Annotated in this window: 14 protein-coding genes; 8 read left to right on the top strand and 6 right to left on the bottom strand. The window is 48.9% G+C overall.

Translation table 11 applies throughout. The features are described 5' to 3' along the window. Positions 1-6: 6 nt before the first annotated feature. The 3 genes from ACJJIE_RS15570 to ACJJIE_RS15560 all read right to left on the bottom strand — a co-directional run bounded on the left by ACJJIE_RS15570 (position 7) and on the right by ACJJIE_RS15560 (position 5442). Positions 7-1578, bottom strand: coding sequence for a general secretion pathway protein GspF (locus ACJJIE_RS15570; RefSeq protein WP_282930857.1), 1572 nt, complete (start codon positions 1576-1578; stop codon positions 7-9). 114 nt (positions 1579-1692) lie between these two features. Beyond that, entirely contained in the window at positions 1693-4212 is a 2520-nt protein-coding gene (locus ACJJIE_RS15565; RefSeq protein WP_282930858.1) for a LamG domain-containing protein, read from the bottom strand. A 3-nt stretch (positions 4213-4215) separates the two neighbouring features. Beyond that, a complete protein-coding gene (locus tag ACJJIE_RS15560; protein WP_444892274.1) occupies positions 4216-5442 on the bottom strand; it encodes a hypothetical protein in 1227 nt (408 codons plus the stop codon). Positions 5443-5663: 221 nt separating this feature from the next. Between ACJJIE_RS15560 and ACJJIE_RS15555 the strand changes: the two genes are divergently transcribed. The 6 genes from ACJJIE_RS15555 to ACJJIE_RS15530 are packed head-to-tail and all read left to right on the top strand — an operon-like array spanning position 5664 to position 11623. Beyond that, a complete protein-coding gene (locus tag ACJJIE_RS15555) occupies positions 5664-8279 on the top strand; it encodes an HzsA-related protein (RefSeq protein WP_444892273.1) in 2616 nt (871 codons plus the stop codon). A 3-nt stretch (positions 8280-8282) separates the two neighbouring features. Then, positions 8283-9128: an outer membrane beta-barrel protein gene (locus ACJJIE_RS15550; RefSeq protein WP_282930861.1), complete on the top strand. Its 846-nt coding sequence runs from the start codon at positions 8283-8285 to the stop codon at positions 9126-9128. Continuing rightward, on the top strand, positions 9098-9751 hold the full coding sequence (locus ACJJIE_RS15545) for an outer membrane beta-barrel domain-containing protein (protein WP_444892272.1): 654 nt from the start codon (positions 9098-9100) through the stop codon (positions 9749-9751). The genes ACJJIE_RS15550 and ACJJIE_RS15545 overlap by 31 nt, the downstream gene beginning before the upstream one ends. Before the next feature lie 28 nt (positions 9752-9779). Further along, complete coding sequence (locus tag ACJJIE_RS15540) at positions 9780-10256, top strand: TlpA disulfide reductase family protein (protein ID WP_444892271.1); 477 nt, start codon at positions 9780-9782, stop codon at positions 10254-10256. Positions 10257-10260: 4 nt separating this feature from the next. Next, complete coding sequence (locus tag ACJJIE_RS15535; RefSeq protein WP_444892270.1) at positions 10261-10476, top strand: DUF4266 domain-containing protein; 216 nt, start codon at positions 10261-10263, stop codon at positions 10474-10476. Continuing rightward, on the top strand, positions 10463-11623 hold the full coding sequence (locus ACJJIE_RS15530) for a DUF3570 domain-containing protein (RefSeq protein WP_444892269.1): 1161 nt from the start codon (positions 10463-10465) through the stop codon (positions 11621-11623). The genes ACJJIE_RS15535 and ACJJIE_RS15530 overlap by 14 nt, the downstream gene beginning before the upstream one ends. 83 nt (positions 11624-11706) lie before the next feature. On the opposite strand, the gene ACJJIE_RS15525 is transcribed toward ACJJIE_RS15530, so the two are convergent. Beyond that, the gene (locus ACJJIE_RS15525; protein ID WP_282930864.1) at positions 11707-12009 is read right to left on the bottom strand and encodes an antibiotic biosynthesis monooxygenase family protein; all 303 of its coding nucleotides are present in this window, start codon (positions 12007-12009) and stop codon (positions 11707-11709) included. Next, positions 12009-12347 (bottom strand): NIPSNAP family protein, encoded by a 339-nt coding sequence (locus ACJJIE_RS15520; RefSeq protein WP_282930865.1) that lies wholly within the window; start codon positions 12345-12347, stop codon positions 12009-12011. The genes ACJJIE_RS15525 and ACJJIE_RS15520 overlap by 1 nt, the downstream gene beginning before the upstream one ends. Before the next feature lie 89 nt (positions 12348-12436). Here ACJJIE_RS15520 and ACJJIE_RS15515 point away from each other — a divergent pair, with 89 nt between their 5' ends. Further along, complete coding sequence (locus ACJJIE_RS15515; RefSeq protein ID WP_282930866.1) at positions 12437-13129, top strand: ArsR/SmtB family transcription factor; 693 nt, start codon at positions 12437-12439, stop codon at positions 13127-13129. 8 nt (positions 13130-13137) lie between these two features. Here the strand turns inward: ACJJIE_RS15515 and ACJJIE_RS15510 are convergent, their stop codons facing one another. Continuing rightward, entirely contained in the window at positions 13138-13728 is a 591-nt protein-coding gene (locus tag ACJJIE_RS15510; RefSeq protein ID WP_444892268.1) for a DUF998 domain-containing protein, read from the bottom strand. A 524-nt stretch (positions 13729-14252) separates the two neighbouring features. Here ACJJIE_RS15510 and ACJJIE_RS15505 point away from each other — a divergent pair. After that, on the top strand, positions 14253-15641 hold the full coding sequence (locus tag ACJJIE_RS15505; protein ID WP_282930867.1) for a pyridoxal phosphate-dependent decarboxylase family protein: 1389 nt from the start codon (positions 14253-14255) through the stop codon (positions 15639-15641). The last annotated feature ends 156 nt before the right edge of the window (positions 15642-15797 follow it).

Raw genomic sequence — 15797 nt, 5'->3', positions numbered from 1 at the left:
TCCAACTTAAACAATGGACTCAAAGGCGGTCATACTGTCTTGTAAAGTGCTATCGCCGAGCCCATGGTCTGGAAATAGCGTGGAGAAATTACCCTGCTCCCCATGCAGGGCCATATAATTGAGTATGACAGTCTCTACCAAAAGGTTGACGTTGTTAGCTGCTGGAGTGGAAGTGGTTTCTACATCACCGGAGCTGCGCATATAGCCGAGTTGTTGGTGGATTGCCTGCTCGTCTACCGTACTGCCAATTAGCTGTGGCCGTCCTGCTGGGTTGTATACCAGGAAAAATGAAGCGGCAGTTTGCTGGTCATCGCCGGTCCAGACTCCCTTGCCACGGCCCTCTACTGAGTCGTCCAGTGTTCCGTTGGAGAAAACAGAACCGTCACTAAAAACATAAATCATCAGCGGCTGGTTGCGGCGTGCGGCATACTCCAGGCAGGCGCCAATACAGCGTCCTGCGCGTAGATCTCGCAGTTCACCGGTAGCTCTATCACCTGTGTGATAATCGTAACCTCCCATACTGATCGTGCCGGCGCCGGCATACCCATTGATCACCAGTTTCATAACTGAAGCAGTTTTTTGGAACTCGCTGTCGCTACTCAGCTCTGAGCTGGTAAATATGCCGGAAGGGCCAACGATATCCGGATCGGATTCGGGGTTTAAGTCGGCGGGGTTGCCGAAGCGATCAGCCAGGTCAGCACTTTTCATATAACCGCAGCGCACCAGGTCTTTAATAACGGCATCGGTGCTCACTTGGGTGTCTACATTACTGAGCTTTGCTTCAGATATGCGGTACATCGACTCCATAACTGCAACGGTGTCTTCCTGGCTGAGTAAGCCCACCAGGTCTCCCACATCTACCAGGCCGGTTACATCGGAAGAGCGATCTACCTTGGTTGGGCGGACTTCGGGATTAATCATGGCGGAAGGAGCCATGGAATTGCCGCCGGAATCGCTGGAGCTGGAGCCAATCAGCGCGAGCAGTGAGCCATTGGCTCCGGCTTGGTTGATACCGTACATCGGATTGTGCGGATTGTTTCCGGTATCATTTTCGGAGCGTGCAGGAATAACCGCACCATTTGTCGCCGATGCCGTGCCGCTGCTGATTTTCTCCAAAATACCGCGCAACATGCCACTATCACTATGAAAGGCGAGGCCCAGGTCAGTGTTAATAAATTCATCACTGAGCGACGGAATCATATCTCCGGGGAGCCCTTGTTTGTTGTAGCCAGCGGTACTGAGGAAATCCATTTGTCCGCCCTCTTTACCTACCAGCACATTGGAGCCTGAGATATTGGCGCCGCCGGCGAGGTCAAAACAAATAAAAGGAATTTTGCCGGCGCCGAAAGAGCTGACATCACAGGGGCCACCATTGCTTTGCCGCAGCGCTTCCAGATCTGAAGACAGGGCTGCATGGGCACTGCGGGGGTCGGCAAACAAGCTAAATACGGAGCCTCCCAGCACGGTTGCCATACCTGCTCGAAAACCCTGGGCGAGAAAGTCGCGACGTGTTACCGGGCGGCGGTGGTCCGGGTGCCGCAGGGGCTGGTCCAGATCAAAATGTTTTTTCTTGCTCATAATATTCCCGGATATAGTTATCGGTATCGCGGCTATTTATTGTTAAGTGGTTTTGCAGGCAGGCGCCATTAGTTATTGCCTGCCTGCAAAGCTGCTGGTTCTTTTCTTGCGAGATTAGTGAATCAGGATCATCGCACTGCCCATTGCTGCAGCGCATACGGCTTTCACAGTGGTTTCTGTGCGGTCTGACTCGCAACTGCTGCCACAAGCAGTCATGGTATCGATTAGTGAGTCAAGTTCAGCCTCTACAGAAGCCAGGTCAGGAGCGCTGGCCAGCTGTGAGACACTGCCGTCGTGCCAGTTCATCTCGTGGCCAAGCAATCCTTCCATAAGTGGATCGATAATCAGCGCCCGCTTGCTGGCACTATCGAAGGCAGTGTCGGCGGAAGCACTGAAGTCAAATCCGCTGAAATAGCTGCTGCGGTCACTGGAGTCCACTAAAGTACTGCAGTATTTCACTGCCAGCTGGGTAATACCCATTTGCTGCGCTGCCAGGAATCCTTCGATATCACTATCTACCGGAAGCTGGCGCTTCACTGTTTCCCAAGTTTCGTAGATATCCGGGTCGGCCATGGAAACTCCGGTCGCCTGGGACAGGTTTGCATGAATTTGTTCAAACCGGCGCAATCCTATGCGGGATTGCGGGTCAAGATCAGCATCCTCGGCCGGTTCCGCTGAAGTGTCTGCTTCCCGGTTATAAGTTTCGCTGCCAATTTTTTCGAAGGTCAGGAAAAATTCATCGTCGAGGGCACCTTTATCCAAAGTGATAATGGTTCCGAGTCTGGATAACTGCTGACCTTCACCTGCCACGTAACTATCGTCGACAGAGGTAGCCAATTTGGCCCAGGCTTGGCCTACTTCTGCCTCGCGACCGTTAATACCGATCCGGATTCCCTCAATGGCGACCCCCGATGGATCGACAGTCTCGTCGAGGCTGACAAAGGTAGGTTCGCTAAAGAGGTAGGCGTAATTATCAAATTGCTGAACAGTAAACATGACATAGCTTTCGGCAATGCCAGTGTGCTCTTCAACCTTAAATAAAAGCAGATATTTTTCACCGACACCGACTTCGTAGTTGGTGGCAATATCCTCTTCAGACAGCGCTCGGGAGTGAATTGCCAAAAGGCGAATGGAGCCCTCCCAGCTATTTCCGTTACTGACTTCACTACCTACGGCGAGCGCGAAGGTATCGTCCCAGGTGGATAGCAAACCGGCTTCGCTGAGGTCAGGCTCCCCTGTGTTTGAGCCATTGACGTAAAGCTTGCGCCCATTAATTGGATCGTAAGTGGCCACCACGTGCTGCAGGCTGGCTTGTACAACCTGGTCAGCGTCATCGGTTTCCAGGGCAGGCATACCATCCGCATCTGTGTTGTCGTTGCGGTTTTGTACGGTGTAGCTGTATTGATCCTGACCGAGGGTAAAGTTGCGAATATCATCACCACCGGAGTAGGTGATGATTCGCGCGGGCCCATCTTGTGAGACATTGGCCGGGGCGGCCCAGATTTCGATAGAGTATTCACCGGTGGCAGTGAGGGTATCGTGAAGTTTGCTGCTGGTGGCTGTAGCCCCCTGTGCTTTTCCCCCTTTTAATTGCAGTCCCCAGGATTCGATCCATTCCACATCGCCGGAGAGGGCGAGATCAATTGCAGGATTTACCCCAGAGGTATCGTAGGCTGTAGTGCCGCTGCCGGTTTTAAATTCGTAAAGAGCAATTGCATTACTCTCGATTCGGCCACCACTACTTGCGACAATACCGTCTGTCAGGCGCAGTGCCTTACTGATAACCCAGTCGGGGTCCACCTCGGTGACACTGATGGTGTCGGCAAAGGCCTGAATTGCATCGGTCATTTCCGCTTCGTTATCTGAGCAGTCATCCCAACAGTTATGATATTCACTACCCAGTCGCACAGAGAATCGAGATTCGCTTGGAGAGTCCAGATTTATTTTACTAACTGCATATTCGTATGCCAGATCAACATCGGAACTGGCGAAATAAGGGGTTTGTGCGGTTGTTGCCTCTTCACTGTGACAGTTGGCGCAGTAGCTGCGTAGAAGTGGATAAACTGTGGAGCTAAATCCGCTGCTAGAGTCAGGAAAACTTTTGCTGGCACCTACTTCACGCTCGACAGGGGCGACAAGGGTTATCGTGTTGCTCAGACTACCGGTCGCTCTAGCCCATTCCTCAATATAGTTGGTAATAATTTCCGCACAGGCATCATCGCTTGATAGCCAGCAATTGTGCCCTCCGCCAACCTTGGTTACCAAGCGGGACTCTTCGGGTGATGATAAATTAATTAGCTCGCGCCCCGCATTGTAGGCAGCATTGATATCGTCACCACGAACAAAATGCGGACTCTGATTATTTTCAACGTGACAACTACCGCAGCGATTTGTTGCCGCCAGGTTATCCCAAATATAGAGTTTGTATTGGTTGACATCTTCGGTCTCTGGGGCTGGCCCGGCATAGGCTGCGGTACCATCACTATCAGTGGTGTCAGGCTGACTTTCCGTGCCCTCGCCACTGCCACCACTACAAGCACTGAGGGCTAAAGCGGCACAAAACAGAGAAGCAATACCCAGGGTGCGGGTGGTTAACGAATTTTCCACTGTTGGGAGACATTTATAGAATTTCATTTTTTAATCTCCCGCGCAGTAAACCGCAGTGTCTGCGTATACCTGCTTGAGTTTGTAGCCGGTATTGCTGAAGTCATCAGTAATCGTTTCTATTCGTGCGCGGTCGGTGGAATCTTCCGGCTCGCGCAGACAAACCTGACGAAAAACCTTTGTCACCTGGCATTCAGCAAAGGCACGGCTATTGGATAGTTCTTCTCCCAGGGATTTCATGCCGTTACCACTGCCGGACAAGCTGTCACTCCAGCCCAAATGCATATTTGTTCCCTCTCGCCAGTAGTTAACCCAGCTGTCGTCGGGAATGATAAATCCGTAGGGGAAATTACCGCTGTTGATCAGGTTTTTGGCCTTGACACGGCTACCTGTTTCGGGATCGACATCGCCGGCTGCGTTGTAGTCAAGGACTCCCTCTTCACCATCGGGATCACTGTCTGCATCGTACACGTAGTCGTAATAGGCAAATGCCTGGGCCATGGGGTCCATGCCGCTATGACAGCCGATACAGTTATTTTGAAATACGCGGCTATCGCCCCCAGGACTGCGACTCACATCCTGGCGGATGCGATCCGGTGAGCGGGAGGTATCCTGTACCTGCTCCATGTCGTTACACAGGTGATTGAGCATCGTGAAGCGAAACATGGCGCGATTGGTTCCGGCACTAAAAAACGCCTTGGCCGCAGCGCGGCTGGTAAGAATACCGGCGGTGGCATTTGCCGGGAGGCCGTTTAGGGAGGATTGAGTTTCCTGCACCAAATTATCCTGTAGGGAATAGCCACCAGCTTCCAGGGACTCATAGTGATCATTGTCGCCAGTGCTATAGGATGGCAAACCAGAAATATTACCGGTATAGAGAATATTGGCTGACAACAGCTGACGGAAGTCCATATCATCCCGAACCATACCGATCACAGTCGCGCTGTAATCATTCAATGGTTCAAACGCGTCCTGTTCCTCATTGGTCCAGGGCGTTGCCAGATTTTTTAACGTTACATTGTAGAAGGCATCACTTTCCATTGCGGTATAGGCCGCAGAGGTAGGATCGCCATTTTCAATATCCTCTGCCATATCCAGTAGTACGCTCTCACTGGGAATGGTTCCTGTGATACGGCTGTGAATTTGCAAGGCCTGGTCCTGCGATGCGGATAGGGCAGAATTACTCCACAGACCCACTCCGAGCAGTGCGGTTGCCGTGGTGAGCCGGAATACACGCGCTCGAGACGAATTATTTTTCATTGGACTATTTTTGTCGGTGAGATCACTGGGGTGTGGCAAAACAGTCTAAAACCAGATTTAAATAATGTCAGAGTGACTTTTAATATTTGCGTCCCAGTTGGCAAACTTTTTGTGCACAACTTGCGAGAATTACCCTTAACGGTCAAAGCCGTAAAAAAGTTCTCAGGCTATAGAGCACAAAAGGCGAGCCCTGCTCATGCCAACCCGGGTGGATAACAAAAATGAAATGTTTGCGTGCGGTGCCGCTTTTACTCCTGGTGGCGGCGTGTAGTGGTGGTGGCAGTTCCAGTAGCGACGAAGATCAAGCTGAAGATCCCGTAGTGGAGGATTATCCTGTTGCTTTTGTGCGTCGCCAGCTAAGTACTGACGATGACGGCGGCTTATTGGAAGACGATATCTATGAGCCCGAAGAATTCTTTGCCGGTGCCGAGCTGATATTAAAGGACCGTGCAACTGCCAGTGCCACAGAAACGGTAATTACTGCGGATATTTTTGACGGTGATTACGATGTTAAAGATCTGAACACTTCAGCGGATGGCAGTCAGCTTATCTTTGCCATGCGGGCACCGGAAATTGAAGACGCCGATGATGACGATCAGCCCACTTGGAATATCTGGATTTACAATAACGAAACAGAAGAACTAAACCGGGTAATTGAGTCAGATTTAACTGCAGAAGAAGGTCAGGATATCGCCCCGGCATTTTTACCCGATGGGCGTATTGTTTTTTCATCTACACGACAGCGTCGCTCCAGGGCTCTACTGCTGGATGATGACAAACCACAGTTTTCAGCTCTGACAGAAAACCGGGAAGACCCAGCGTTCGTACTTCATGTTATGGAGTCGGATGGTACTGATATGACCCAGATATCTTTTAATCAGAGTCATGATTTAAATCCAATTGTACTTAGTGATGGTCGTATTCTCTTTAATCGCTGGGATAATGCTGCGGGTATCGACAAATTAAGTCTTTACACGGTAAAGCCAGATGGTTCTGATCTGTCGGTCTATTACGGTTATCACAGTCAAGATACAGGAACCGAGGATACTGAGGCTGCTTTCAATCGCCCACATGAAATGCCCGATGGCCGCCTTTTGGCTACTCTGCGTGCTCCTTCCGGTCTCACCCTTGGTGGGGATCTAATTACGATTGACGGAATTGTCTATAGCGAAGCCTACAGTGAACCAGAGCAAAGTGGCGAAATGGTCGGACAGGCTTCTATCACTGTGGGAGAAGTTACTACCGACGATACCATTTCCCCTCACGGCACCTTTGCATTTGCGTGGCCGTTCTACGATGGCACCAGTCGATTGCTGGTAGGTTGGAGCGAATGCCGGGTTATCAATGCAGAAACCGAGCTACTGGAGACCTGTCCAGATAGCGTTGCCGAAGATGAAGAAATCCAATTGGCAGACCCATTATACGGTCTGTGGATTTACGACTATATTGCCGGTACCCAGCTTCCCATCGTCGTTGTGGATGAGGGTGAAATGATTTCTGAAGGGGTTATTCTGGAGCCCCGCACTGAGCCCACCTATATTCCGGACCCAGTTGCTGGAATTGATGTCGATGCAGACCTGGTGGAGGAATCTGTTGGCGTCCTGGATATTCGTAGTGTTTACGATTTTGACGGTGAGGATATTGTCGGTATCGCAACCCTGGCAGATCCTGCCCAGACCAGTGCTGATTTGCGTCCAGCTCGATTTCTGAAAGTTTCCAAAGCTGTGGGCATTCCCGATGATGATGTTCTCGACTTCGATGGAGCAGCATTTGGCCGCAATGGCAGTCAGGGGATGCGTGAAATATTAGGTTATACCCCTATACAACCCGATGGCTCCGTCAGGGTAAAAATTCCTGCAGATATGCCCCTGGCAATTTCAGTTGTTGATGCGGATGGTAAGCGTATTTTTGATCCTCATGACAACTGGTTACAGTTGCAGGCGGGAGAAGTGCGCAGCTGCAACGGTTGCCATACCAGCGATAGTGAAATTCCACACGGTCGTACGGACATGCAGTTGGAGTCGGCATGGGATGGAGCACCGACATCGTCTGCACCGTTTGACAATACCGAGCCTGCGTTATTGGCAGAAATGGGCGAGACCATGGCCCAACTGTTGGCCCGTTATGTCGGTGAGGCCGAGCTTGAAGGGGATCTACACTTTACTGATTTGTGGACTGATCCTGCGGTGCGCACAAAGGATGACGAACTATTACTCTCTTATGGCGACTTGAGCACGGATGCACCAGTGGATTCCACCTGTTTAACGGAGTGGGAGGGCAGCTGTCGAATCGTCATTCACTATGAACAGCACATTCAGCCTTTATGGGATTTGTCCCGCGAGGTACTGGATAGTACTGGTGCTGTAATAGATGACTATACCTGTACAGGTTGTCACTCCCCCGTCGATGCCGCTGGAGCAATACAGATCCCCGATGGACAATTAGATCTCACCACCTCAGCGTCTTCAGTTAACGATGCGTGGTTTATTTCTTATTCGGAGCTGGTGGTTGACCGTGCCGAGCTTGAATTGGTCAACGGGGTTTTAACCGCACGACTTGTACAAGAATATGACAATGATGGAAATCCGGTTTACGAAGTCGATGAAGATGGTGAGCTGGTGCTCGACAGTAATGGTGACCCGATCCCTGTAATGGTCACTGTCAATATTTCCTCTCCCTTAGCGAGCTCAGCACTTGAGAGCTCGTTTTTTTCTCTCTTTGAGGATGGTGGTGCACACCAGGGCTATTTAGAGGGTGCCGAGTTGCGCTTGATTGCCGAGTGGTTTGATATTGGCGCTCAGTACTATAACGATCCTTTTGCGGCACCGGCAGATTAAACCATGTTGAAATTACTTCGATATTTTACTGGTTGTTTCCCGGTACTTATATTTCTTCTCGTTTTTGCAGCGCGAGCTTCTTCTGAAGAAGCATCAGCGGATTCTGTTGTGTTAGATGAAACTCCGCCGGCAGAACTGGAAGTTACTGAGCTAATAGATGAGGATGAAAGCCCTAAGAATGCTGAATTGGTCACAGTGGGCAATGCATTTATCAATATTTATCGCGGCCCGGGTCGCGGTTATCCGATTTTCTATGTGGCGGAATATGGTGAAAAGATTTGGTTACTTAAGCGCCGCACCGACTGGGTAAAGGTGCTGACTTCGCGCAATAAAAGTGGCTGGGTAAAAGTAGACGATTTACGGGAAGTCTATGGAGAAAACGGGGAAGTTGTGCGTGTGTCACTACCAGACTTTTCTGATGTTGATGATGGCTACTTTTATCTGGGGTTGAGTTACGGAGATTTTGCTGGAGCAAATTCTCTGGGTGTTAGTCTAAGTTACCAATTTACCCCCAATTTATCTTCAGAATTACGTGCGACCCAAGCGGTAGGTTCCTATTCAGACAGCCAGGTATACCAGGTGGCGATGGTCCACCAGCCATTCCCCCACTGGAAAGTTTCCCCATATTTTGTTTTGGGTGCTGGGGTAAATATCACCTCTCCAAATGCCACGATTGTCGCCACCGAGGATCGACAGGATACAACTATGTTGGCCGGACTGGGGTTGCGCACTTATCTATCGCGCCGTTTTGCCATTAGGGCTGAATACACTAATCATTACTTGCTTACCACGCAGGAAAATAATCAGGAGATTGTCGAGTGGAAACTTGGTTTCGACGTATATCTGTAGGCTCTGCGGCGCTTTCAGCGTTGGTGGGGACTCAGGTATGTAGCGCCCAGCAGGATGATGATGTGCTCGCGGATATTGTCGCACCAGAACTGGAGCGTCGGGAGATACGTGATGCCCTGATAGATAGTGAAAATATAGAAATCGGTCTGTTTGCAGGTGTTATCAACGTCGAGGATTTCGGCTCAAATTCCCTGTACGGTACTTCAGCGGCCTACCACATCAGTGAAGATTTCTTTATTGAAGCCACCTATGCCCAGACCGAGTTAGGAGAATCCAGCTTTGAAAGGTTGAGCGGTGCTGCACCACTGTTGACTGATGAGCAGCGTGAACTCAGTTATTACAATACCTCTGTGGGCTGGAATATTTTCCAGGGTGAGTACTTTGTATTTGATGACTGGGCCTTCAATGCCAATTTTTATGTTGTTGGAGGTGTGGGAAATACCTCGTTTGCTGACGAAGAGCACTTCACTTACAACTTTGGTGCTGGCGTGAGGATGCTTGCCAACGATTGGCTCGCTGTTCGCATGGATGTTCGCGATCATGTTTTTGAACATGAGTTATTTGGCGAAGCACAAGTTACCAATAATCTTTCCGCCCAATTGGGGCTCACCATCTTTTTCTAGATAACCAATAAATAACAAGGACTCTTCCATGAAATACCTGGCTGCTTTCTTGACCCTGCTTTTATCAATATCGCAGGCCTACGCCGCAGAGCCCTCTAAGGATTTTACCTTGAGTTCCAATCAGGGCGGAAACCTTAGGCTCGCAGAGCAGCGCGGTGATGTCATCATGCTTAATTTTTGGGCCTCGTGGTGTGGTCCCTGTCGTCAGGAAATGCCGCTGCTGGATCAGTTACACGCCCGCTATGAAGCTGCAGGCTTCCAGGTTTGGGGGGTTAATGTGGATGCTCAACGTAAAGATGCGGACTCTCTACTGGCAAAAATTCCGGTGGATTTTCCGATCCTTTTTGATAGCAAAGGGGAAGTGAGCAAAATGTATGGTGTTGCAGCTATGCCCAGCACCGTGTTTATCGATCGCGATGGAAATGTTCGCTATATCCACAAAGGCTATCGCGATGGAGATGAAGCCGCCTATAAGAAGATGATTAAGGAACTGATTCGGGAGTAGTGTCATGCGTGCATTGTTCCTAGTTTGCACTCTCTTGTTGAGCACAGGTTGTACTATTAATCCTTGGGTTGCTCCTTATGAACGACAATTTATTGCCGATCCTATTATGGGGTTTGAACAGGACCCTGTAGCGGCTCGTTACATGAATCATGTGTACGAAGCCCGTGAAGCTGCGCGGGGTGCTGAAGGGGGAAGTGGAGGTGGATGTGGCTGTAACTAAGCTTCTATCTCGCTGGAGCGGACTATTATTTTTAGGACCGCTCATGGCCGTTGCCGCAGTTCTTCCCGAGGAGAGAGCGGACAATATGTATCATGCCTATAGCGGTGGTGGAGTGACTATTGATGGGCCCTCCCTATTGATTCGAAAGAATGTCGGCAACAATGTATCCCTGTCTGCAAATTACTATGTGGATATGATATCCGGGGCATCTATTGATGTGGAAGCCACCGCTAGTGAGTACACTGAGCAGCGAGATGAGTTCTCTTTGGGGGCTGACTACCTGGTGGATAAAACCACAATCAGTATGGGGTATACCAATAGTTCCGAGAATGACTATGAGGCGCAAACAGTTGCCTTCGGAATTAGTCAGGGGTTCTTTGGCGATTTGAGCACCCTTGGTTTGCGGGTGAGTTACGGAAGCGATGATGTATTTCGTAATGGCGATGACAATTTTGCTGAGGATGCACAGCATCGCCGCTATGCATTTAGTTGGAATCAGATCCTCACGCAGAAGCTAATTGCTGAATTAAGTGTGGAAACGGTGGCTGACGAAGGTTTTCTTAATAATCCGTATCGCAGTGTCAGATACCTTGACGAATCCTCTGGCAGCGGATTTAGTTATCAAGCTGAAGTTTATCCAACAACTCGCAACAGTGATGCCGTTGCTTTAAGGGCTAAATACCGGCTGCCTTACCGAGCAGCCGTCAAGGCCGAATACAGACACTATGCGGATAGTTGGGGTGTTGTTTCGGATAATGTTGAGTTTCGCTATATCCACCCCTGGAAGGAACGGGATGAATGGGTTTTAGAGGGAAAAATTCGTTATTATCAGCAAAGTAGTGCAGACTTTTACAGCGATCTTTTCCCCTATCTCAACGCTACTAATTTTCGTGCTAGGGATAAAGAGTTGAGTAATTACACAACTCTAGCCCTTGGGTTTGGTGTATCTTACGAGCTGCCAAAACGTTGGTCAGTACTGAAACGACGCAATACGATTAATCTCTATTGGGACCATATCCTATTTGACTATGAGGATTTCCTAGATGTCACCGTGCATGGTTCTGATACATCTATCAGTCCTGGCGAGGAACCGGCTTATAGTTTCTCTGCGAATGTAATTCGATTATTTTGGTCAGTCCGTTTTTAGGAATGGGAGCCTCTGCGTTCTGTTTTTCAACAAAAGAAAAAGATGCAGAGGCTTCATAGTCTGAGCCAAATTTGACTGTTGATTTATTGCATAGAGTAATCCCGAAGAATTTCTCCAATCCTTATACGGTAGTTATCAAATAGTTGTTTTTTGCCTAGGTGTTGTGCATCACAATGTGCCTTGTGATTTTTCCAGTTCACTACAGACTCTTCATCCCGCCAAATAGAGAGCGACAAAATTTTTCTTGGCTGATTGAGGCTTTGAAATCTCTCGACTGAGATAAATCCATCGAAGTTAGTTAGGTGTTCTTTTAGGTCCGCTGCAACGGCCAGATATTTGTCTTTTCCTGAAGGCTTTGGTGTAACTTCAAATATGACGGCGATCATCAGTGACTTTCCTGTGGGAACTTCAGGTAGGTTTCTGGCACAGCATTTAAAAAGCTTCGCTTCTCTTCAAGAATAAACTTCTCTCTCGTCGCAAACTGAAAATTTTCACTGCCCTGAGGAGACTGCTTAAGCAGTTTTCGATATTGTTCATAATGAGCCAAGCTATCGAAATTAATAATACCAAAGGCCTGAAAGTTGGTGCCCTCAGAAGGTAGATAATATCCTAGTAGTCGTCCGCCACAATTGGGAATGATTTTGCCCCAGTTCTCAGCATACTGCCGGAAAGCATCAAGCTTAAACGGATCGATCTTGTATTCAATAAAACAGGTTACAGTCATCTAAGTTGCCTCTATTCATAATTTGCTGGCATTCTAGATGGTTTAATTTTCTATACTTCGGTGGTCAGCGAACTGTTGCGAGGGTAACCATGGAACCTGACATTTCGGTAATATCCAGTTTGATTGGGGATCGGGCGCGCTCAAAAATATTGATGGCGCTTATGAGTGGAAAAGCACTGACAGCAACAGAGTTAGCCTGTGAGGCCGATGTGACTGCACAGACTGCAAGCAACCATCTTTCCAAGCTGGTAGATAGCAAGCTGCTGATAGTTCGCAAGCAGGGTAGGCACAAGTACTTTCAGCTGGCGAGTCATCAAATTGCCGAAGCGCTAGAGGCGTTGCTCAATCTGAGTAGCACCCTGGTACCTCAAAAAGTTACCACTGGACCCGCAGATCCAGATTTAAGGAAGTCCCGTATCTGCTATGACCATTTAGCAGGAATGACTGGTGTTCTATTGTACGAGGCGCTATTGGCTAGTGAGTTACTCTCTGAGCAATCACAGCAAGTTTCCTTGACTGAAGAGGGCGAAATATTTTTCCAGGAACGAGGGGCAGCCGTAACGAGTTTTAAGCAACGTAAGCGCCCTGTTTGCAAGTCATGCCTAGACTGGAGCGAACGAAAAAGCCACCTTGCAGGCAGCTTGGGCCAATGGATACTCGAAGATGCCTTGGCAAAGCAGTGGGCGGTTAGAAGAGCGGACTCCAGGGCGATTACTTTCTCCCAGAAAGGGCTTTTACTGTTTTCGAAGCGTTATCAGATTGATTGCTCCAAGTTGCTATAAATTATTTGTCAGCTCGTTATCAGATTAAAGGAAAGCCCCGTTAACCATATCAACTGTGCTCCATAGCTGAGACGTTGGTGCAGGCCGGGGTTGATTTTTTCCTCGTAGGCTTTTTTTAAGGTAACAGTAAAATAGATAGAAGCGAGCAAGCAGGCTGTACTAAATAACCTGAATTCTATTGAGAAGTAACTACTGAAAGTACTTAGCAATGGCGCAATGAGTAAAGAAAACAACATAAACATCCCCGCCCAGGAGTGTATCTGGCATTCAAGACTGGGGGTTTTTGTATAGGGATCCGCATCCATAGGAAAATAACCCGCAACCCAGGTTCCAATACTGTGGATAATAATTAAAACTCCAATGATGGTAAGTACAACTGGGGCCTGTTCAATTTGAATTATATGCAGACCAAATAAGAAGAATAATATGCCAAGTGGGTAGTTGTTAATGAGGGGGGAGAGCTTCTGGGTTGGGCTTCCAACGGCTCCTAGTTCGCTACAGAATTGTCTTGAATGGCTATAGCCAGAGTATTTTGCTCCTGCCAATGTAACACCTACAACCATCCATACCAGCGAGAGAAACCCCAAGTAAGCAAACACTGTATGAGCCCCGACTGGTTATGTTGGGGCATAAGATAGCACTAGGGAGCCTCTGAATAACTCCGTGATACCTCTGGCATACAGAGCGGTTCACAATCAAGGCGCGGCTTCGCAGGAATGTCTAGACCTTTCAAGAAGTCGCAACGCGGAGTGTGAATCGCTCTGTAAGCCCCGAAGGGCGGGCCTTGAAGGCCACAGCTGCTGCGTTGCAGCTCTTGCAAAGGACTAGGCCATTCGCGGCTAGCTGCGCCTAACATCTGCAGCCTTCAAGACCCGCAGAGGCATTACGGAGTTATTCAGAGGCTCCCTAGATAAAAAGTCCTTTCAAGTTAATCCTTGTCTTCAAACGTGCCAGGTTTATTGCTATTTCAACTTTATCTAAAAGCGATTATTGCCATAAAGATAAGTGTTTTTGTCCTTATTGTTCGTATCGTTTTAATTAAATTTTTATTAGTTTAAGTCTAATAGCGTAATTAATTTTTTATACTAGATCAGGTACTGGAAAAGGAGTTGAGGGGTCGAAAATGGATAATAATGACAGCAAAAATTTTTCTAATGCCATAGAAGTACTATCCCTGGCAGCGCGGTACGCTGAGGAATATGTTGCTGATATTCGCGATCGTCGCGTAAGTCCGTCCGCTTTTGATATTGATCAAATGCAATTTTTTAACAGTGACTTGGCCCGGGCTGGGGAACCGGCAGAGGCTGTTGTCGAGAGCCTGCACCGTTATGGTTCTCCGGCAACAGTTGCCAGTACCGGTGGGCGATTTTTCGGATTAGTGGTAGGTGGAGCTACGCCAGCTTCTATGGGCGCGGCGGTAATGAACGCCGTTTGGGACCAAGTGGCGGTTTTGGAGGCATCGGCGCCTTCTGCAATTTATCTGGAGCGTATTGCGGCAATCTGGATATTGGAATTGTTAACCTTGCCGATGGAAAGTAGTGTGGGTTTCACCACAGGGTCATCTATGGCCAATATGGTGTGCTTGGCTGCTGCGCGAAATACGCTTTATCAAAAATTAAATATCGACCTGGCAAAAAGCGGGCTAGCCGGTGCGCCGCCACTGCGTATTGTTGTTTCTGAACAGTCCCATGTCACAGTTCACAAGGCACTCTCTATTCTTGGATTTGGTATGGATCAGGTGATTAAAGCGCCCTGTGATGAACAGGGGAGGGTGCGAGCAGATACTTTTCCCGAGGTTGATGAAACCACCATTATTTGCCTTCAGGCGGGCAACGTAAACTCCGGCAGTTTTGATCCGTTTGCAGGCATAATTCCCGAAGCTAAATCCAAAGGTGCCTGGGTACATGTCGACGGTGCCTTTGGTTTGTGGGCAGCGGCATCTCCAGCGAAATCAGTGTTGACTACTGGAGTAGACCAAGCAGATTCCTGGGCTGTAGATGCTCATAAATGGCTAAATACGCCTTATGACTGCGGTTTGGCAATTTGTCGAAAGCCGGGGGCTGTACACAATGTGATGACAACCCAGGCGCCATACTTGCAAGTGGGATCGCTGGTGCCGCCCAAGGATATGGTGCCAGAATTCTCACGTCGGGCCAGAGGGGTGGAAGTGTGGGCGGCAATTCAGGAGATGGGCCCGAAAGGAGTTGCGGCGATGATTGATCGCTGCTGCATCCATGCCCAACATCTGTGCGAAGGCCTGGCAGAAATGGGCTATGAGATCCTTAACGATGTAGTGTTAAACCAGGTGGTGGCAACTATTGGCACTGCGGAAGATATCCAAGAGATAGTCAGAGCCATACAGGAGGAGGGAGTCTGCTGGTTTGGAGCGACTACCTGGAGAGGAAAAACGGCCCTGCGTATTAGCGTCTCTTCCTGGGCGACTACCGATAATGATATTGCCCTTACCCTGGATGCTATTTGCCGGGCGACGGAGGCTCAGATGTCCAGATAACCCTTTGAGTGACATGAAGTGCTAGGGGGCCTTCTAAAGTAAATAGCACTTAATGTTTACGTCTTTTAGATCAGGCTGAGGTAGTTGGTGAATTATTTGGAGGCCCTCTTGTTTCTACCTTTGGCCGTAGCAGCCAGTTTCAGTGGTGAGCGCCGT

Source organism: Microbulbifer maximicatervae (SeqCode) (assembly GCF_052467325.1).
This window is presented reverse-complemented; position numbering and strand designations above follow the sequence as displayed.